The sequence below is a fragment of the Nocardia huaxiensis genome (genome assembly GCF_013744875.1).
GTDB lineage: Bacteria > Actinomycetota > Actinomycetes > Mycobacteriales > Mycobacteriaceae > Nocardia > Nocardia huaxiensis.
Map to the genome: position 1 here is coordinate 7,376,615 of NZ_CP059399.1, position 19,335 is coordinate 7,395,949.

General features: G+C 64.2%; 17 protein-coding genes. 1 reads left to right on the forward strand and 16 read right to left on the reverse strand.

The window, feature by feature from the left end:
• Window positions 1-16: 16 nt before the first annotated feature.
• The 13 genes from H0264_RS33775 to ctaD all read right to left on the reverse strand — a co-directional run bounded on the left by H0264_RS33775 (window position 17) and on the right by ctaD (window position 14,901).
• Window positions 17-337 (reverse strand): hypothetical protein, encoded by a 321-nt coding sequence (locus tag H0264_RS33775; protein WP_181581295.1) that lies wholly within the window; start codon window positions 335-337, stop codon window positions 17-19.
• A gap of 79 nt (window positions 338-416) precedes the next feature.
• Window positions 417-1,172 (reverse strand): aminoacyl-tRNA hydrolase, encoded by a 756-nt coding sequence (locus H0264_RS33780; RefSeq protein WP_231084491.1) that lies wholly within the window; start codon window positions 1,170-1,172, stop codon window positions 417-419.
• A gap of 61 nt (window positions 1,173-1,233) precedes the next feature.
• Window positions 1,234-1,722, reverse strand: coding sequence for a protease inhibitor I42 family protein (locus tag H0264_RS33785; protein WP_181581296.1), 489 nt, complete (start codon window positions 1,720-1,722; stop codon window positions 1,234-1,236).
• 66 nt (window positions 1,723-1,788) lie between these two features.
• Entirely contained in the window at window positions 1,789-2,541 is a 753-nt protein-coding gene (locus H0264_RS33790; protein WP_220139895.1) for an SDR family NAD(P)-dependent oxidoreductase, read from the reverse strand.
• A gap of 35 nt (window positions 2,542-2,576) precedes the next feature.
• A complete protein-coding gene (gene serB, locus H0264_RS33795; RefSeq protein WP_181581297.1) occupies window positions 2,577-3,803 on the reverse strand; it encodes a phosphoserine phosphatase SerB in 1,227 nt (408 codons plus the stop codon).
• Between the two features lie 177 nt (window positions 3,804-3,980).
• Window positions 3,981-4,391 (reverse strand): DUF7919 family protein, encoded by a 411-nt coding sequence (locus tag H0264_RS39445; protein ID WP_476703692.1) that lies wholly within the window; start codon window positions 4,389-4,391, stop codon window positions 3,981-3,983.
• A 12-nt stretch (window positions 4,392-4,403) separates the two neighbouring features.
• A complete protein-coding gene (locus tag H0264_RS33800; protein WP_181581298.1) occupies window positions 4,404-4,550 on the reverse strand; it encodes a hypothetical protein in 147 nt (48 codons plus the stop codon).
• A complete protein-coding gene (locus tag H0264_RS39400; RefSeq protein WP_420832010.1) occupies window positions 4,534-4,668 on the reverse strand; it encodes a DUF6959 family protein in 135 nt (44 codons plus the stop codon). Before H0264_RS39400 ends, H0264_RS33800 begins: the two co-directional genes overlap by 17 nt.
• A 1,168-nt stretch (window positions 4,669-5,836) precedes the next feature.
• Window positions 5,837-6,634: a barstar family protein gene (locus tag H0264_RS38835; RefSeq protein WP_244976028.1), complete on the reverse strand. Its 798-nt coding sequence runs from the start codon at window positions 6,632-6,634 to the stop codon at window positions 5,837-5,839.
• Between the two features lie 25 nt (window positions 6,635-6,659).
• Window positions 6,660-11,999 carry a putative T7SS-secreted protein gene (locus tag H0264_RS39105; protein ID WP_181581299.1) on the reverse strand — a complete coding sequence of 1,780 codons (5,340 nt, stop codon included), beginning with the start codon at window positions 11,997-11,999 and terminating at the stop codon, window positions 6,660-6,662.
• Complete coding sequence (locus H0264_RS33815) at window positions 11,999-12,628, reverse strand: hypothetical protein (protein WP_181581300.1); 630 nt, start codon at window positions 12,626-12,628, stop codon at window positions 11,999-12,001. Before H0264_RS33815 ends, H0264_RS39105 begins: the two co-directional genes overlap by 1 nt.
• Complete coding sequence (locus H0264_RS33820; protein WP_181581301.1) at window positions 12,621-13,016, reverse strand: hypothetical protein; 396 nt, start codon at window positions 13,014-13,016, stop codon at window positions 12,621-12,623. The genes H0264_RS33815 and H0264_RS33820 overlap by 8 nt, the downstream gene beginning before the upstream one ends.
• 148 nt (window positions 13,017-13,164) lie before the next feature.
• Window positions 13,165-14,901: an aa3-type cytochrome oxidase subunit I gene (ctaD, locus tag H0264_RS33825; protein ID WP_181581302.1), complete on the reverse strand. Its 1,737-nt coding sequence runs from the start codon at window positions 14,899-14,901 to the stop codon at window positions 13,165-13,167.
• A 187-nt stretch (window positions 14,902-15,088) separates the two neighbouring features.
• Here ctaD and H0264_RS33830 point away from each other — a divergent pair, with 187 nt between their 5' ends.
• Entirely contained in the window at window positions 15,089-16,198 is a 1,110-nt protein-coding gene (locus H0264_RS33830) for an ABC transporter substrate-binding protein (protein ID WP_181581303.1), read from the forward strand.
• Window positions 16,199-16,216: 18 nt separating this feature from the next.
• Here H0264_RS33830 and H0264_RS33835 read toward each other — a convergent pair whose 3' ends face one another.
• The 3 genes from H0264_RS33835 to mgtE form a co-directional block, all read right to left on the reverse strand.
• Window positions 16,217-16,438 (reverse strand): hypothetical protein, encoded by a 222-nt coding sequence (locus H0264_RS33835; protein ID WP_181581304.1) that lies wholly within the window; start codon window positions 16,436-16,438, stop codon window positions 16,217-16,219.
• 107 nt (window positions 16,439-16,545) lie between these two features.
• Complete coding sequence (gene nrdF / locus H0264_RS33840; RefSeq protein ID WP_181581305.1) at window positions 16,546-17,517, reverse strand: class 1b ribonucleoside-diphosphate reductase subunit beta; 972 nt, start codon at window positions 17,515-17,517, stop codon at window positions 16,546-16,548.
• Window positions 17,518-17,757: 240 nt separating this feature from the next.
• A complete protein-coding gene (mgtE, locus tag H0264_RS33845) occupies window positions 17,758-19,176 on the reverse strand; it encodes a magnesium transporter (RefSeq protein WP_181581306.1) in 1,419 nt (472 codons plus the stop codon).
• Between the last annotated feature and the right edge of the window lie 159 nt (window positions 19,177-19,335).

A 19,335-nucleotide genomic window follows, 5' to 3' on the forward strand; every position in this document is an offset into this window, starting at 1 on the left:
CCGCCCTGGACGCTCGTCAACGTGGGGGAAAAACTCGATTCGTGTCATCTTTCCCGGCGGCGGTTCCGGGGGTCAATTCCTCAGCGGTGCGGTCGAATTCGGGGTTGTTGTCGCGGGCGGCGCCTAGCTCGTCCCGGTCGTGGTTGCCGGCGTTCGATCGGAACAGGCGTGCCAGGACCAGAGCCGCCGGAACCGAGAGCGCCACCCACGCGATGAGTATCACCACAAGTGTCGTCATTTCCGTTGGTTTCCTTTCGAGGAAACTCGTGAACCGATCCTTGCCCACCGGTTCGGCGAAGTCGATACGCCAGCACATATATGCCAGCAAGGCGACCATCCGGTCTGCGGGTGAGACACGGGCACCCGGCGGGCAACCTCGGTTGCCCGCCGTGCCCACACCGCACTATCGGGGCCGATCAGGGCACCGCGATCACAGTCATGGACCCCGGAGCCACCTCGGTGAAACCGGCGTCACGCACCGCGACCGCGGAACCCTCGGCCACTCGCCGCCGCAACGACTCCCAGCGTTCGGGATCCGCCTCGGCGACACCACATCGGAAACCGCGCGCAGCCCAGGCAAACGCCTGCTCCACCGGCATGGCGCCGGCCAGCAGCATGCTCGCATGCCCGACCTGCGCGGCGGCCTTACCAACAGTCATACCCAAATCCGAGTTGACCCATAACACCGGATACTCGGGATCACTTTGTGCCGGTTCATCGAAAGGTAGTTCGGTGCCGCCGATCTGGAGGCGTTTGATCCGCGGATCGATATCGCCGACGGGTCCGGGAACCAGGGCGCGAGCCTGAGCGCCGTCGAATTCAATGGTGACACCGGGGACTTCCTGCGCGGCCAGCCAATGCGCGCCGCGCGCTCTGCGCGCGACTTTGCGAATGCGGGAACGCTTCCAGGCGAGATAGGGGTCTTCCCATTCGCCGCCCGGACCGACCCGTTCGTCCAGGCAGAGCGCGACTGCCGAGGCCGCCGCGGCAGCGAGCAGCGCACTGCGTTTCGGCGGCTCGTCCTTGGGGATGTGCAGCACCATCTGCATGGCTTGGACCTGCGCGGGGTCGTCCGGGTCACCCGCGCCGCCGTAACCCTGTGCCAATTCCGCGTGCCTGACGGTGAAATCGGCGAATTCGGACAATTCGATGCTGTCTAGCCCTTCGGTCACAACTCCACCTAGATCGACGACAAAGCAGCCTCCACTGATAGCCGATGGAGGTGGTTGTTCGCTACTGCACCTTCACGGTGAGCGCAAACTTCTGGTTGGCATCGGAGGCGGGCTCCCACGGGCGGGCGTACACCATCTCCAGGGTGGTGGTTCCGGCCGTGATGGCGCGGAAAGCCCACACCGCCGTCCCGCCCTTGCCCGGCATGGACGGACCCGGATCCTGCTCGTAACCGGGCTCGCCGTCCTGCATCAGAATGCTCTGATCCTCGGACTGGATGCCCCACGAATACCCGGTCGACGGATTCGACTTCAACCGCACCACGAGGCGCTGCCCCGGAACCATTTGCAGCTCAGTGCCATTGGCCGATTCATCGACCGTGACGGCCGCCGCCGGCTCGGGCGGGCTGGTCGTCCCCGAGGAGGTTGCCGCCTGCGAGGTGTTCGCGGCCGCTGTCGAACTCGTCGTCGCGTCGGACGCCTTGTCCTCGGACTTCCCACACGCCGTCACGAGTACGAGTCCGAGCACCAGAACCGGCAGGATCTTTCGCACGCAGCCCTCCATCAACCGGGATCGAGTAATGCGGCCAGCCTACTGGCGAATCCCCAGCACACTGTGTCAGTGCAGGTAGGACGCGCCGTTCACATCCAGCACCGCACCCGAACTCCAGATTGCCTCCGGTGAGGCGAGATAGCGGACCGCCGCGGCGATCTCGGCGGGTCGCGCCACCCGGCCGAACGGGCTCTGCCTTTCGACCGCCTCGGTGACCCGATCCTTGACGCGTTCGGTGGCAACGAAGCCCGGTGCCACCGACGCGACAGCAATCCCGAAGGGCGCCAGCGAAACCGCCAGCGACTGTCCCATCGCCTGCACCGCCGCCTTGGTCGCGCCGTACGCCGGATGATCGGGTTCACCGCGCGACGCGCCCCGCGAGCCGATATTGACGATGCGTCCCGGGATGCCGTGCTCGATCATGTGCCGAGCGACGGTGTACGACATATTCGCCGTACCGAGCAGATTCACATCCGTCGTCAACCGCCAAACCCGCTGCCACTCTTCATAATCGGTGGTAGGCAACGGCTGCGGCAGATTCACCGCCGCATTGTTGACCAGCACATGCACGGTCCCGAGCGCCTCGACCGCCGCGTCTACGATCCCGGTGACCTCGTCCGCCTTCGAGATATCCCCGGCAACGATCACATGCCCGTCCCCGCTCAGGCTGCGCAAGGTTTCCTCGGCGTCCGCCCGCCGCGACGAATAATGCACGGCCACACGATCTCCCGCATCGGCGAAAACCTGCGCGACAGCGCGGCCGATCCCCCGGGACGCACCGGTCACCAGGACGCCCCGGCTCATTTCATGATCACCCATGCATCGAGCATGCCCGCCGCGCCGGACGCTGGGGATCAGCCCAGCGGAACGCGGCGCCGGATCCCATCGAGGGCATCGGCAGCTTCGACCTCGTCACGCGTGACGCCCAGAATGAACAGCACCGCGTCCAGGTAAGGATGCGACAGCGCGGCATCCGCGACCTCCCGCAGCGCCGGCTTCGCTTGGAAAGCGATCCCCAGCCCCGCCGCATTCAGCATGTCGATGTCATTCGCGCCATCACCGACAGCCACGGTCTGCTCCATGGCAACCCCGGTCTCGGCCGCAAACCGCCGCAGCGCAACAGCTTTCGCCGCCCGATCGACGATCTCCCCCACCACCTTGCCGGTCAGCTTCCCGTTGACCACCTCGAGCGTGTTGGCCTGCACGAAATCCAACTCCAGCTCATGCGCCAGCGGCTCGATCACCTGCCGGAACCCACCCGACACGACACCACACCGGAACCCGAGCCGGCGCAGCGTCCTGATCGTGGTCCGCGCCCCGGGCGTGAGCTCGATCTGCTCGGCAACCTCGTCGATGACGGACGCATCCAGCCCCGCGAGCGTAGCGACGCGCTGCCGCAACGACTCCGCGAAATCGATCTCCCCCCGCATGGCAGCCTCGGTAACCTGCCGAACTTCCTCTTCGACCCCGGCATGCGCCGCCAGCATCTCGATGACCTCACCCTGAATGAGGGTCGAGTCCACATCGAACACAATGAGCCGCTTCGACCGCCGAGCCAACCCCGCCCGCTCAGCAGCAATATCCACACTCTCCTTGACCGCAACCTCGGCCAACCCGGTCCGCAGCCGAGTCTCCGCAATCGGATCATCCGACGGCACGGTCACCATGAGCTCGAGCCCGGTCACGGGATAGTCAGCGATCCCCCGGATGGAGTCGATATTGACGCCCTGCTCAGCAAGCTTCCGCGAGATGGTGCTGAACGCCCGAGCGGTAACCGGACTCCCGAGCACGACAACAGCGTGCGTAGACAGCTTCGCCCCCGTGACGCTGTTGGCCCCGATCTCCACCTCGACATCCATGCCCACAGTGGCCATAGCGTCCTCGAGCTGATCCTGCAGCTCCTCCGGATCACTGGGACAAGACACCAGCACCCCAAGGGTGAGCCGCCCCCTGATGACAACCTGCTCCACATCCAGCAGGCTCACCCCGTTATTGGACAGTGCCGCAAGCAACACCGACGTCACGCCCGGCTTGTCAGGCCCGGTAACAGTAACCAGAACCGTCGTCTCAGACGTGCTCAACCGACATCTCCATTCTCGCGACCATCCACCGCCCCAAGCGGCAACCGCCGCCCATTCTGTCAGGTCTCCCCCACCCAACCCCCGCCACCCACCAACCCCGTGGTCGGCATCACGACCGGTTCACGCTTCCGCGGATCTCCCACCCAAGGAGCTCGAGGATCACCGCATACGCAAGTGCTAACGATGCCCCTCGGCCAAGACCGCCTCGACAAAATCTTCAGGCGGTAGATACTGATGGCCCACAACGTAGTGATAGATCAGGTCAGGGGCAGCGAAGATCTCATCACCAGGACCTGAAACCCGGATCTCTCCGCTACCCAATACGGTCGGCTGGCCGGCAATTACCAGCCTGACAGGATACTCACCACCGTCCGCGCACAAGTCACATCGATGCGGAAGCCCTCGGGACCGATGGGTTGGATTCCGACACAGTTCGGCCATTCGGTTCAAGAAAGCGTCCGACGATGCTCCGTTCGGAAATTGGTGACCACTGGCCAGCCACCCGATATTAAGTACTACAGATCCAGCAGGAACCGTGTTCGACACGTAAACGTAGGGGGAAAGATCCGGGAAGAAGGCCATGGTCATTCATTCAGGACTTCAGTATGGCAGTTTTAGACCTCTGGCCTCCATCATCTCCCTATAAGACAAATCCATGCCGGTCACTTTTTCGAGCGCCTCCCTTATCGCAAACAGGGCGTCCTCGACGTTTCCAGAAACCAACTCTGCCTCAGCTTCCTCCAGCACCCCCCCGCAAGATATGGAGACTATCTCCTTGAATCGACAAGCCCGGGAACTTCCGCCCAGCCCACGAAACCACGGAATAGTTCCCCTGAGTATCAAGAATATGTGCGTCGAACTCCATCCGATCTTCCTTTCAGTTCGGGTAGAACGTAATAAATGGTTCGCCATCAATGGGCGGGTTGGTGATAATGTCCACTCGACGCCCATAGCCTAGCTCTACCGGACCTTGTGGGAGAGAGTTTTTTATTCTGCTGCGGAGGCGAGAGTTTCCGTCGGGTATCGAATAGTCCCAGTCAGAGTACGCGTGAGAGGTTCCTGCCGCACGGCTACCGATTCGGGCACTCAACCAACCAAATCAGCATGTCAGCCGTTCAACTTCCTGTGGAAAAGGGGCGGACACGCTTCGCTACGAGCGCCCGCCATTTCCTCTCCAGATCTGCGGGCACTACGAGCGGCTCCAGAGACTGGTCCATCAGGGACAGAAGCTCCCGGGATTCCATAGCTGGTATACCGCAGGCTTCATGCAGAAGGCGCATAATCTGCATCTTGTTGACCGCGGTCGCCTCTGTGGATTTGACGTATTCCAGAATGCTTTCAGTGAATCCCCGGTTGCCACCCTACGACCGAACCCATTTTTCATAGCCCGCCTCGAGTCGCCGGAAATCGAACCTTCGGACAGTTTAATGCTCACGATCCAGTAATCGTGTTCCTCGGCCGTTACACCGCAAATCGACTTGCCATCGATCGAACGTGCAACGAACTCGATCCGACCTTGGCCATCTACCAGATTGGAGATATCGACATCGGCGGCCGGTTTTGCCAATACCCACCCGGGATCCTCTTCCTCTGCCGCGATGGGGACACCTATAACAAAAGTCCCATCGGCTGCGAAAATGCCACCGTCGCGAGCACATTGGAGCCAGAGAGCGGAAACGTCGCCCAGCGGTGCTGCCAGTGGGACAGTGGCGATCGGTGTGATCCCGTGACGGCTCATTGCACGCCAAGCTTGGCTCACAGTCGGAACCGACGGGGTGGTGACCCGAGTCTCGATGATCTCAAGTCCGCACTCCTGGATCCTACAGAGAGCGGGCTGCCGCGATTCCATATTATACCTACACTTTTCGTGCGGTTTAACGCTTAGCGAACCTTATAGTTGTATTGACCAAACCGAATCGGCCGGAACCGCCGGCGTCCACCCCTCGACAATGCAGCGTTCTGCAGAGGGGCGGGCAGTTGCGACTCCATACGTATTCCTTGCAAAGTAGTGGTGGACTCCGCATTCCATAATTTCAGTCGACACGACATACGGCCACGGCAGCCTTTTCGAAGATCGTTTGAATGTGCGATAGATACTCGGAATCAATACCCGAGGACGGCTCATCGAAGTTTTTCAACTCCAAGAAGAATGGAGTTTGGGCTCCGAAACCGCCGAGCAGACAGTCCCTCATTGAGTCGAGATTGAATCCAAAATAGCCACCGGGACCGTTTATCGCTTCACCAAGAGCACAATAGAATGATTCAGTGCCTCTGATGCCGCTGCCGTCCAGAGAGAAAGTCGTTCCTGGAGGTGCGTCAACGGGAGTTTGTGCACACGCAGCGGACCTTGCCACTTCCAACCAAGCGCCGAGATCTTCAGCAGGGAGCTGCATCCACTGGTTCCGCTGGTCCGGGCCACCAGATCGCCAGAGATCCCATAGCTTCTCGGCACGCGGATGAGGCTTCGCAAGTACATAGCATTGCAGGGTGACGTCGAAGCGCTGTCCCGAACCCGACGCGGTTAGGCTCGGAAGAACTTCTCGAACACTCGGTTCTGCGAGGAAGTATGATCCCAGCATTCGTCCGGCTCGGTCTACTATCCAGAGCTCCGAGTTTTCCAGCGATCGCTTTGCACGCTTCGAGGTTATTTCAGCCCAAGCCTCGGCATCCCCCGGAGCAGTCGACCGCAGCGTGAAGCTGAAAAATCCCTCGGCTTCGCTCGCGTTGCCGAAGAAGTCTGGGCTGTCGACCGCTCGCGCCGCAATCGCATCACGCTCTTCGAGATACAGGGCGTAACGCCAGCCCGTTTCATCACTGGAAGTCGCTGCCACGTCCTGTCCTCCCACTGTTGCGAACCTAACCACCGAGCCTCTTGGGAATTTTCCCACCCTCCGGATACCACGGTCCCGGGAATAGGAAGGGTGCACTGTAGTCATGATTCCACACATAGCCGAGGAGACCATCCGGCCGTTGCAGGATTCGGTGTGGCGTTCCGGGAACATCCCATTCGAGAGAGCCTTCCCACTGCGCTCGCTGACGCGGGCCGAGCTCGCGCCCTTCGAATACCTTCTGCAGCCCGGTTTCCGGGTCGATGCGCGGCGTACCATTGCCCATGTGGATCTGCTCGTACTGCTCGCGAATAGCCTTAGGGACAGGGTTCGGGTCCGAAAGTACCCGATCATTGGTGTTGAACGGCTCACACGCCAATCCCAGCGGATCGATCCAGCTTGTCGGATTATGCGGGTAGGTATTCGGGTTGGGAGCCGGCGCCAATCCTAGCGGGTCCCGAGTTAGAAAGCGGCCGGTAGACGGGTCGTAAACACGGTGGAGATTGTAGTGGAGGCCGGTCTCGGCATCGAAGATTTGACCAGGAAAGCGTAGTGGCGTGCTGATACGGCCATGCCAGCGTGTTCGTCCCCAAAGGTCTATCGCAGCAGCGGCGACTGTCGTTCCACTATCGGGATCGATTAGTTCGACAGGCGTGCCGACAAGGTCGGAAACAATCGCATAGAATTCGCGGTCGAATTCGTCCTGGGAGGTCGTCTGTGACAGCGGGGCATACGTGTCAGGGCGATACTGCCAGCGTGTGGACGACTCGTCGGTACTCTGCTCGATGAGTTTTGTTCCGTCCCATAGATAATCGACGCGCTCCAGAACGGAACCATCATCTGTGAGACGCTGCTTCGAACTTCGGCGCCCCAGCGCGTCGTACGTATAGCGCCAGGTTTGCCCATCGGGTGTGGTGATGCCCACGAGCTGGTCGAAACCGTCGTACTCGTAGTGCCAGACGCTGGGCTTGCGGGACAGCCGGGTGGTCACCTTCTGGGTCAGACGGCCTGAACGGTCATACGAGTACCGCGTACGGCCTTGCCGGACGATCAAATTGTTGCGGTACTCGCGATGGGTGCCGCCGTGGTTGTCCGCGCTGTCGGAAGGGTGGGCGACGACAATATTGCTGAGGGCGTCGTATGTGTATGCCTCGGTGACGATTCCGCTTCGCGTGATGCTGGTGACGCGACCTGCACGGTCGAGATCGAAGACTCGATGAGTTGTGGCGCCATCCGAGTCCACATGACTCTGCGCTGTGATGTAGCCGTCGGGGCGGTAATCGTAGGTGTCCTGGCGAATCACCTGTGGGTCAGGGCGGGTGGGGTTCAGGTCCAGGGAGAGGGATGAACCGGGGAAGGCTGTGACGTCTTGCGTCAGGACGCGGCCCAGGTCGGAGAGTGTGCGGGTGACTGCTATTTCGCCGACTCTCCAGCCTGTGGGGCGACCGAGTGCGTCGTAGTCGAAGGTGATTTGGTGGTCGTCGGCGGAGAGGGCGCGGATGCGGTTGTTGTGGTCCCACTGCCAGGTGGTGGTGGCGCCGGAGGGGGTGGTGCGGAGTATTTGGCGGCCGAACTGGTCGTGGGCGTAGCGCATGGCCGGTTGGTCGTCTAGCTGTTGGGAGGCAAGATGGCCTGCGGGGGTGTAGGTGAATTCGAGGGTGTGGGTGGGGTTTTGGTCGATGCCGGTGGCGGCGGTGAGGATGCGGCCAGCGGGGTCGTGGCGGTAGCGGCGCCATTCGCCGGTGGCGGCGGTGACTTCGGTCAGGCGGCCGAGAATGTCGTACTCGTGGTGCCGGGTGATGCCGGTGGCGGGGGTTACTGCCGCGACACGACCAGCCTTGTCGTGGGTGTAGTGCGTCGTTGCGCCGGAGTAGTCGGTTTCGACGATGAGGCGGCCGGTGGCGTCGTACTCGTAAGTCCAGGTCTGGCCGATGGGGTTGGTAACGGTGGTTAGGCGGCGTTCGGTGTCCCAGGTGTAGCAGGTGGTGGAGCCGTCGGGGTCGGTGCGGGAGGCGAGGAGATCGAAAGGGCCGTAGGTGAATTGGGTGCGGCCGTCGGCTCGGTCGGTGTGGGTGAGGAGGTTGCCTTCGCCGTCCCAGGTCCACGATTCGGAGTAGCCGTCGGGGTCCTCGCGGTGGAGGAGTTTGCCGGCGGGAGACCAGCGGTAGGTGGTTGTTGCACCCAAGGCGTCGATGATGTGGACGGGGCGACCGAAAGCGTCTCGGGTGATTCGGGTTTCGGCACCGCCAGCATCGACCGTCGAGATGGTGAGGCCGGCGGGGTCGACTTCTACCGTGGTGCGGGCACCGGTGGGGGTCAGGAGTTCGGCGATTGCACCGTTGGGGTGGTAAGTGCGTTCGGTGCGAACACCCAGTGGGTCGATGACAGCGGTCAGGTTGCCGTTCGCGTCCCATTCCTGATGGCGCACAGTGCCGTCCACGTCTGTGATGCGGGATGGGCGGTGGCGCCAGAAGTAGTCGATGGTGATCGCGGCGCCGTCGGGGCGGGTGATCTGGGCGATGTCGCCGTCGTCGGTGTAGCGGTAGTGGGTTGTGGCGCCGTCGGGGGCTACGACTTTCAGGGGGCGGCGGTCGGCGTTGTAGTCGTAGTGGGTGCGGGCGCCGGAGGGGTCCACCAGGTCTCGGAGGCGGAGGTCGTGGTCGAAGCCGTGGGTGGTGGTGGCGCCTCGGGAGTCGGTGATGGTGGTGAGGGTGCCGGTGCCGTCGGGGAAGGGGAGGTAGTCGAAGGTGGAGTCGAGGATTCCGGCGGTGCCCTGTTGGAGGATTACGCGGCCGGATTCGTCGTAGGTGTTGTGCATCGACGTGCTGTTGGAGTCGGTCCAGGACAGCATGCGAGCTTGGTCGTCGTAGGTGTAGTGGGTGGTGGCGTCCACACCGTTGGTGACGGCGGCCAGGCTTCCTGCCTTGTAGGTGAAGGCTCGTATCCGCGTGTGGGTTTCGAGGCCGTCATGGTCCGGGCCTACGACGGTGAGGGCGGTGATGCGGCTCGCGGACGTGGTGATGTCGACTCGGTAGCCGCCGGAATGGGTTACGGCGACGGGGTTTGCGTCGGCGTCGTAGTGGAAGCGGATGCGGTTGAGGTGGCGGTCGGTGATCGCGCTGATCGCGAAATTGCCGAGCTGGGAATCCAATCCGCCCAGGCCAGGTTCGGGGGCGAAATGCCAGATCAGTTCTCGGTCGGGATCGTGGACTCGGTAGCCACCGGTGTCGGTGCGAGTGAGGGTCCATCTCTGGCCGCCGGTTGTCGGCAGGACCGCGACGGCCACCTCGGCGTGCGGGTAGGCGAGCATCATGCCGTCCTCGCCGAGGAAGGTCACGCCTTGCTCTTCGACGACTACGCGCATGTCCAGCGTCGCTGACCAGGACGGGCCGAACCAGCGGCCGAAGCGGTAGTTCGAGCGGTGGGTGCGCTTGAGGATCAGCGGGAGGATGCCGGGGAGGGCGAGATCTGTTTCCGGGAGCAGGAATTCGCCGGTGGCGATGTCGACCGGATCGCGGCCGGTCTCGCATTCGTTCGGGCTGCGATCGGCTTCCGGGCCGGCTGTCTCCGCGGCATCGTGGGCGCCGCGGTCGGGCTCCGCACGCTCGCCGAGTGGCGATTTCGGTTCCGGCGCAGCGTTATCAGCGGGGTTTCCGCCACCGTTGCTGTCGTGCGGGTGGGTGTCCGGGTTGCTATCGCCTCGTCCGTCACCCTCGGGAGTGTGATCTCCGGAAGGGTTGGTGTCAGGCCCCGGGTGGGGGTTTGCACCGTTGCCGTCGGGATCGGCGTGCGGGTTCGGACCGCCGTCGGTGTCACGAGGCGTCTCGGGCGAACTGTCGTGGTTGTTGGGCGAATTCGCGTCGCCCGGAGAATGCGGCTGATCCGGACTCGGCCCGTTCGATGGCGAATCCGGTTGAGCGGCTGCGGGATTCTCGGCCACCGGCTTGCCAGACTCCGGCGTTCCTCCGCCGGGATTCTCCGCGACGGGCTTACCCGACTCCGGCGATCCTGCGCCGGGGTTGTCCGCGACCGGCTTGCCGGAGTCAGGGGATTGGGCTGCCGGGTTGTCGGTGCCGCTGGCGTGGGTGTCGGCCGGGGATGTGTCCTTGGGGGCTTCGGCGTGGGGGCCTGGGTTCTGGGCGAGGTTGTCGGTTTTCGCCGGGGCGCCGCCTGTACCGGGGGTGTCGGCGTGTGGAATGCCTTTGCCCGCAGGGGTTGTGGGGAGGTCTTCGACCACGTTGGCCACGTGGCGGGTGGTCGAAACTACGTCGTCGATCTTTTCGACGGTTTGGACGGTCACCTTCGCTGCTCCGCCTGCGCCGCCGGTGGCCACTGTCAGCAGGGCGTCACCGGTTAGGGCGCCTGCGAATTCGAAGGGGTTCTTGCGGGCGTCGGAGAGGAAGCCGTTCACCACTGCGCCCGGGTCGGCGGCTGCCACGACCAAGCCGGTGCCGAGATCGCTGAGGTTGGTGAGGTATTCGGCGGGGTGGGTGAGGTTGTAGGTGTCTGCAGGGTTTACTGCGCGGACGAATTGGACTATGCCGGTGAAGCTGGTGAGCAGGCCGGAGGTGAAGCTGAGTTTGGCGTGGTCGGCTATGGCGTTCAGGTCCGAGAAGTTGTCGGCCCAGCGTTCGGTGAAGGGGGGCTCGGTGGGGGCACCTTCGGTGTAGCCCTGGATCGCTGCCACGACACCCGCCGCAGCTGAATCGCGTTGGGAGCGGGCATCGTTGAGGATGGCGCGAGCCTCGTCGCGCAGCGTGCCGTCGGTGCGGGTGGCGGTTTTCTTGTCCTTGTCGGACAACGCGTTGTAGGCCGCTTCCGCCTTCTCGGCCTCCTCCCATTTGGTGATGGCGTTCTGGGCCTTGGCTTGGGCGGAGACCACTACCCAGTACCACCAGCCGTCCAGAGTCGCTGCCGTGTTGGTCATGGCGTCGGCGGCGGTGAACCAGAGTTGGGGTTGCTTTTCGAATTCGGTGTGGAAGGCGGTGGCGGCCTCGCCGGTCCAGTCGGCGACGTTGATGGTGCGCAACGCCGAACCGGTCGACTCGATGGACGTTGCCAGGTTGCGGAGTTTTTCGGCTACGTCGTGGATGGCGGAGGGTTCGCCTCGGATCAGTTCCTTGGGGTCCTTGGTTTCGCCGAGGTCGCGTTCTTGGACTTCGCCGCCCGCCAGGGAGACCAGCTCGTCGCCGAAGTCGTCGAGGGCCTCGGCGACGCCGTCGGCGCCGAGTTGGCGGGCTACGCCGGCCAGGCCGTCCAGGCCCGAGTCGGCCAGTTCGCCGACTTTGGCCGTCACGGATTCGGCTTTGTCCTCGAGCCAGTCACCGGCGGTGTCGATTCTGTCGTTGATCCAGTCGCCGATGCCCACTACTTCGCCCCCTTGGCCGGTTCGGCGTTGGCCTGCATGATCTCGGCCGCCTTTTGGGCGGCACCGGTGTTCCAGCCCGCGTCGGCGCTGCCGGGAACATACGCGCCTGCGACGTTGGCCGCGGCCTGGCCTCCGACGGCTTCGACCACCTGCATATTGGTCTGCATTTTCGTCAGCATGGTGTCGAAGGACTCGGCGGAGTAGTCCGCGTTGCGGATGTGGTTGAAGCTGTTGTCGGCCAGGGTGTCTCCCCAGGAGCGGCCGTCGATCTCTTCCTTCGACAGGTGCGGATTGCCCGCGAGATGGGTGTACATCTCCTTGAACATGTTGGAGAACTGGTCGTCCATCATCTGATAGCGTCCGGCGGACAAGCCGACGGATTGCGCCATATTGTTGGCGGCTTGCACCAGGGCGCGCACGCCCCAGGACCAGCGCTCACAAAACGTTTCGAAACCTGCCTGCACAGAGGCTTTTCCGGCCTCCAGAGGCGACAACGCCAGCGTGGAGAAGCCGCGACCCATGGCACCGGCTTCCTTCACGCCGAGGTCGGAGAGCTGGTTGATGATCGAGGTGATGCCTTTGGAAGCCTGATCCAGTACGGCGGGATCGACCTTCAACTGGTCAGCCACGGGCGGCCTCCTCGGCGAGCACCGCTTCGGGCAGTTCGGGTGGGAAGGCCATGGGTGCGGAGCCGAGACAATCGATGGACACACCGGTCGGTTCAGGACAAGCCTGCGCCCACGACGCCAGGTGCGAGCCGAGCAGTCCGTGGTACCGGTAGGTCTCGGCGGATTTCACCCCGCGCGCAACCATGTAGCGGGCGTACTCCTCGACGCTGGTGAAGGCGCAGATCCAGTGCACTCCCCCGACCTGAGACGTCCAGACGCGATCATCGGAAGTCAGCGGAACCAGCAGCGTCGCCCCCTCGAACGCCTGCCGCAGCACCCGCGGCTGCCCGAACCCGGCATAGAACGCCGCGATCTCGGACCGCAATTCGGCCAACCCATCCCCGGTCATCAGGCCCAACCCCTCATCGGACAACTTTCCGCAAACAAGCGGCAGCCTATCGCAATACCGAATCCGCATCAGCCCCGGCGGAGTTCTCGCGCAAACGACGGCGGCACCCGCCCAGGAAGGACGGGTGCCGCTGTCGAAGCAGGTCAGGCTACTTGGCAGCCTTCTCCAGCTCGGTGACGTGGTGGGACTTGGAGCCCCAGCCGACATGGGCCTCGGCGCGCATGCGCTCGACCATGTGCGGGTAGTGCAGTTCGAACGCGGGACGCTCGGAGCGGATGCGCGGCAGCTCGTAGAAGTTGTGCCGCGGCGGCGGGCAAGAGGTCGCCCACTCCAGGGAGTTGCCGTAGCCCCACGGATCGTCCACGGTCACGACCTCGCCGTAGCGGTAGGACTTGAAGACGTTCCAGATGAACGGCAGCATCGACGAACCCAGAATGAAGGCGCCGATGGTGGACACCGTGTTCAGCGCGGTGAAACCGTCCGAGGGCAGGTAGTCGGCGTAGCGACGCGGCATGCCCTCGTTACCCAGCCAGTGCTGGACCAGGAACGTGGTGTGGAAGCCGACGAACGTCGCCCAGAAGTGCCACTTGCCGAGACGCTCGTCGAGCATGCGGCCGGTCATCTTCGGGAACCAGAAGTAGATGCCCGCGAAGGTGGCGAACACGATGGTGCCGAAGAGCACGTAGTGGAAGTGCGCGACGACGAAGTACGTGTCGGACACGTGGAAGTCGATCGGCGGGGCGGCGAGCACGACACCCGAGAGACCACCGAAGAGGAAGGTCACCAGGAAGCCGATGGACCACAGCATCGGGGTTTCGAAGGTCAGCTGGCCGCGCCACATGGTGCCGATCCAGTTGAAGAACTTCACACCGGTCGGCACCGCGATGAGGAAGGTCATGAACGAGAAGTACGGCAGCAGAACGGCGCCGGTCGCGTACATGTGGTGCGCCCACACCGCGATGGACAGGGCCGCGATGCCGAGCGTCGCGTAAACCAGTGTGGTGTAACCGAAGATCGGCTTCCGCGAGAACACGGGGTAGATCTCCGACACGATGCCGAAGAACGGCAGCGCGATGATGTACACCTCCGGGTGACCGAAGAACCAGAACAGGTGCTGGTAGAGCATCACGCCACCGGATGCCGGGTCGTAGATGTGACCACCCAGGTGCCGGTCATAGGCCAGCGCGAACAGCGCGGCGGTGAGCAGCGGGAAGGCCAGCAGCACAAGCACGCTCGTCACCAGGATGTTCCAGGTGAAGATCGGCATGCGGAACAGCGTCATTCCCGGGCAGCGCAGGCAGACCACGGTGGTGATCATGTTGACGCCACCGAGGATGGTGCCCAGACCAGACACGGCCAAACCCAGGATCCACAGGTCCGCGCCGACGCCGGGCGAGTGCACGATGTCCGAGAGCGGGGTGTAGGCGGTCCAGCCGAAGTCGGCCGCACCACCGGGGGTGATGAAGCCGGCGGTCGCCATCGAGCCACCGAACAGGTACAGCCAGTAGCTGAACGCGTTCAGACGCGGGAACGCCACGTCGGGCGCGCCGATCTGCAGCGGCAGAACGATGTTGGCGAAGCCGAACACGATCGCGGTCGCGTAGAACAGCAGCATGATGGTGCCGTGCATGGTGAACAGCTGGTTGAACTGTTCCGGCGACAGGAACTGCATGCCCGGTCGCGCCAGCTCGGCGCGCATGAGCAGGGCCATGAGGCCGCCGACCATGAAGAAGGACATGGCCGTCACCAGGTACATGACGCCGAGAACCTTCGGGTCCGTCGTCGTGACCATCTTGTAGATGAAAGAACCCTTGGGACCCACGCGCTGTGGGTAAGGCCGAGCCGCCTCCACTTGACGGACTGGCTGTGGCTCTACGGCAGTCACAAATCCTCCTGATCAGGCCTTCTGGTCGTTCGTACGCGGGGCTTCCGGCGTCCGGTTCGGCACAGGCACGAACGACGGCGGGCTTAGCGCTTCAAGGATCGTAAACCGTGCGCCCGACCGGGTCGCGGGCTGGTCCTACTCTGTGTCGTAATTGGGTGCCGGGCCATGCCGCTGTAGGCTGCCCCGCATGCCGGTGCGCGAGTCCGCTTCCACCCGAATCACGTTCGCCTCCACCCGCACCCCCGCGCGACGTTTGCGCACTTTGGGGGTGTTCTTGGCTGCGGCGGCGGCCCTACCGGCGCTGCTGACAGGCTGCGGTGGGTCCAGCTCTGATGACGCCGAGAGCTCGATTGTGAAGACCACCACCAATATCGCGGGCGCGGGTGTGGTGGGGCTGGAACGCGATACGCGCCAGGCGTGCGCGCTACCCAGCTCCTCCGATCCGGCCGCCGGTGCGACGCGGTCGATCACGCACGCGGCGGGCGACTCCGACGTGCCGGCCGATCCGAAACGGATTGTGGTGCTGTCCACTCCGGCGCTCGACGCCGCCTGCACGCTGGGGCTGTGGGAGCGAGTGGTCGGTGCGGCAACGGTTTCCGGGCCGACCGCGCAACCCTCCTACCTGGGCTTCGGCATTTCCGAGATTCCGGCCGTGGGCGCGGTCTCCGCCATCGATCCCGCGAAGATCGCCGAGTTGAAGCCGGATGTGATCATCGGCGCGGGCAGCGACCGCGGCAGCTATGACGCATTGCAGGCCATCGCCCCCACCGTGCTGGTGGGCAGCGAGAACGGCTGGCAGGCCGAGTTCACCGCCATCGCAACCGCTCTGGGACGCAAGACGGCCGCCGCTCAGGCGCTGGCCGACTACCGGACACTGGCGGCCGATATCGGCAATCAGGTGGCCGCCAATCTCACCCAGGCGTCCGTGCTGCGCTTCGACGCCGACAATATCCAGGTGCAGGGCGGCAACACCTTCGCCGGGCAGGTGCTGGGCGACGCGGGGGTGCAGCGGCCGCAGTGGCAGCGCGGCGACTCCTACGACGTGACCAGCCTCAGCTCGCAGGCCGACCGCAACAAGATCGACGGCGACCTCATCTACGTCATGTTCAACGGCCCAGACGGCCGCAAGTACGGCGAATCCACCATGCGCGGTGACGATTTCAAGGAGCTCGCGGCCGCGCAGGACAAGCGTGTGTTCGCCGTCGAGGACGAGATCTGGCACGGCTCCGGCGTCACCGCCGCCAAGGCGCTGCTGACCGACATCCAGAAATCCCTCAACGGCTACGTCACCGACTGACCGGCGCGCGCCGCGAAATCAGCTCTGCAGGTACAGCTTCCACTTACCGTCGGGCGTTTCGCGGCACTCGTATCGCGTCCAGCCGGGATGCGCTTCGACATCCACGCCGGCGTCGACGCACGCGCCGCGGGTCTGATACTTGCCGTAGTAGATCTCGTCGGCGGCCCGCGCCAGGGCCGAACCGTGCGCCACGACGCCGAACGCGAGGGCGCCCGCCAGGAGTGCGGAGTGAAATTTCATGACACGCAGTCCCTTTCGCCGTCGGCGGCCCCGATGCCACCCGTTGAAATCACAACACCCCGACCATGAAAAATTCATGATCGGGGTGTCGAGCGTGTCGCTGGGACTCAGAACTCCCAGTCTTCGTCCTCGGTGTTGACGGCCTTGCCGATCACGTAACTGGAACCCGAGCCGGAGAAGAAGTCGTGGTTCTCGTCGGCGTTCGGCGACAGGGCCGAGAGGATGGCGGGGTTGACCTCGCACTCGTCCTTCGGGAACAGGCCCTCGTAGCCGAGGTTCATCAGCGCCTTGTTGGCGTTGTAGCGCAGGAACTTCTTGACGTCCTCGGTGAGGCCGACCTCGTCGTAGAGGTCCTGGGTGTACTCGACCTCGTTCTCGTACAGCTCGAACAGCAGCTCGAAGGTGTAGGACTTGAGCTCTTCGCGCTCGGCCTCGGAGACCAGCTCCAGGCCCTTCTGGTACTTGTAGCCGATGTAGTACCCGTGCACGGCCTCGTCGCGGATGATCAGGCGGATCATGTCGGCGGTGTTGGTGAGCTTGGCCCGCGAGGACCAGTGCATCGGCAGGTAGAAGCCGGAGTAGAACAGGAACGACTCCAGCAGCGTGGAGGCCACCTTGCGCTTGAGCGGGTCCTGGCCGTTGTAGTACTCGAGCACGATCTCGGCCTTGCGCTGCAGGTTCCGGTTCTCCTCGGACCAGCGGAAGGCCTCGTCGATCTCACGGCTCGAGCACAGCGTGGAGAAGATCTGGCTGTAGCTCTTGGCGTGCACCGACTCCATGAACGCGATGTTGGTGAGCACCGCTTCCTCGTGCGGGGTCAGCGCGTCGGGGATGAGGCTGACCGCTCCGACGGTGCCCTGGATGGTGTCCAGCAGCGTGAGGCCGGTGAAAACCCGCATGGTCAGCTGCTTTTCGCTGGGGGTCAGCGTGCCCCAGGACGGGATGTCATTGGAGACCGGGACCTTCTCCGGCAACCAGAAGTTGCCGGTGAGCCGATCCCAGACCTCGGCATCCTTGTCGTCCTGCACGCGGTTCCAGTTGATCGCCGACACCCGGTCAATCACCTTAGTTACACGCATGGTCGTGTGGTCCACGGTCATCCTCTCGGCTCACCCCATCCTCGTGCCCAGAACACTACTACTGGTAGGCAACATCCTCGTGCAGGCCAACATGTTGTGTCCTCGCCGTGTGCAGGGAGAATGCCGGAAATCGTGCCGCCCGGCACCCCGCACGCAGGAAAAGTACAGCCATGGAATTTGTCACAGCAGAGCGGGGCGGTGGATCACACCGCCCCGCTCCGGTTTGCCGCAGGAATGCTGTCAGATGCCGAGGACCAGCTTCGCGGTCATGAAGTAGATGATCAGGCCGGTCGCGTCGACCAGGGTGGTCACCATCGGGGCCGAGATGACCGCCGGGTCGATGCGCAGCTTCTTCGCCAACAGCGGCATGGTGCCGCCGATGGTGGCCGCCCAGCCGCAGATCAGCACCAGCGTGATCGCCACCACCACAGCGATTTTCGCGCCCACGAAGACCGCGCCGATCACCATGCCGACGGCCGCCAGCATGGTGCCCAGCAGCAGGCCCACCCGGCATTCGCGCCACACCACCTTGAACAGGTCCGACACCCGGACCTCGCCGACCGCCAGCGCGCGCACGCACGATGTCGCCGCCTGCGCACCGGCATTGCCGCCCGCGCCGATCAGCAGCGGGATGAACAGGGCCAGATGCGCGGCCTGCTCGAGGGTGGGTTCGAAGAAGTCGGTGACGGTGACCGTCAGCGTGGCCGCGACCAGCAGCAGGGTCAGCCACATGGCGCGGTAGCGGGCCAGCTGGAACACGCCCGCCGCCATGTAGTGACCCGACCACGGCGTCGTACCCGCCTGGCGCGCAACGTCTTCCGAGTCGGCGGCCTCGATGACCTCGACCGCGTCGTCGATGGTGAGCAGGCCGACCAGACGGTCCTCGCTGTCCACCACCGGCAGGTTGATCAGGTTGGCGCCCTGCATGAGTCGCGCCGCCTTCTCCGCGGAATCGGTGGCGCGCACGAAGGTCGGCTCGGACTCCACCAGGTCGGCGATCATGGCGTCCGGGGAGCTCAGCACCAGATCCCGCAACTCCACCACGCCGATGAGGCGACGGCCGGCGTCGACCACCGGCAGCGTGTACACGGTCTCGGCGTTCGCGCCCTTGGTGCGCACCATCTGCAGCGCCTGCGCGACCGGCAGATTACGCGGCAGTGCAACAACTTCCGGCGTCATGTACAGGCCGACCGAACCCTCCGGATAGCCGAGCAGGGCGGCCGTCATGCGGCGTTCGCGCGGGCTCAGACCCGCCAGCACCTTCTTGGCGACCTTGGCCGGGGCCTCGCGCAGCATGCGGGCGCGATCGTCGGGGTCCATGCCCTCGACGAGTTCACGGAAGCTCTGATCGCGCAGGCCGTGCAGGATCTGCTGCTGGTCGACGGGCTCGAGCTCCTCGAAGACATCGAGGGCGCGGTCCTTGTCCAGCAAGCGGAAGGCCATCCCCGCCGAGACGGCATCCATGCGCGCCAGCTGATCGGCGATGACGTGCGGCGGATGATTGTCCAGCCACTCCATGGTGGCGGCCAGGTGATGGCAGTCGGCAATGTCGCGCAGCGAATCACCCTGTGCGCCCAGCGAATCACGGGCGGGCGCGGGGTCCAGGGTGGCGGTGGCAACGGGCAACGTCGAAACGACGGGCAGATCGGTCTGCGTCATGGCGGAACCTCAGCCGAAACGGCGAGTCAGGGGTGAACGGATGGAAGCACCAGGTCACACCGCGAGGCACCGACCCGACCCCGCCGCAGAGAACTACCGGCAGATCGAGGGGACGGCGCCGCGCGGCCTTCGACTGGGGGGTTCGCTACGCATGCAACC

What these genes read in the sequence shown, in the direction of transcription:
- H0264_RS33820 (WP_181581301.1), bottom strand. Translation starts at nt 13,016, where the DNA reads ATGACCGGGGATGGGTTGGCCGAATTGCGGTCCGAGATCGCGGCGTTC.
- H0264_RS33775 (WP_181581295.1), bottom strand. Translation starts at nt 337, where the DNA reads ATGGTCGCCTTGCTGGCATATATGTGCTGGCGTATCGACTTCGCCGAA.
- H0264_RS33830 (WP_181581303.1), top strand. Translation starts at nt 15,089, where the DNA reads ATGCCGGTGCGCGAGTCCGCTTCCACCCGAATCACGTTCGCCTCCACC.
- H0264_RS33790 (WP_220139895.1), bottom strand. Translation starts at nt 2,541, where the DNA reads ATGGGTGATCATGAAATGAGCCGGGGCGTCCTGGTGACCGGTGCGTCC.
- H0264_RS33835 (WP_181581304.1), bottom strand. Translation starts at nt 16,438, where the DNA reads ATGAAATTTCACTCCGCACTCCTGGCGGGCGCCCTCGCGTTCGGCGTC.
- nrdF (WP_181581305.1), bottom strand. Translation starts at nt 17,517, where the DNA reads ATGCGTGTAACTAAGGTGATTGACCGGGTGTCGGCGATCAACTGGAAC.
- H0264_RS39445 (WP_476703692.1), bottom strand. Translation starts at nt 4,391, where the DNA reads ATGACCATGGCCTTCTTCCCGGATCTTTCCCCCTACGTTTACGTGTCG.
- mgtE (WP_181581306.1), bottom strand. Translation starts at nt 19,176, where the DNA reads ATGACGCAGACCGATCTGCCCGTCGTTTCGACGTTGCCCGTTGCCACC.
- H0264_RS39400 (WP_420832010.1), bottom strand. Translation starts at nt 4,668, where the DNA reads ATGGAGTTCGACGCACATATTCTTGATACTCAGGGGAACTATTCCGTG.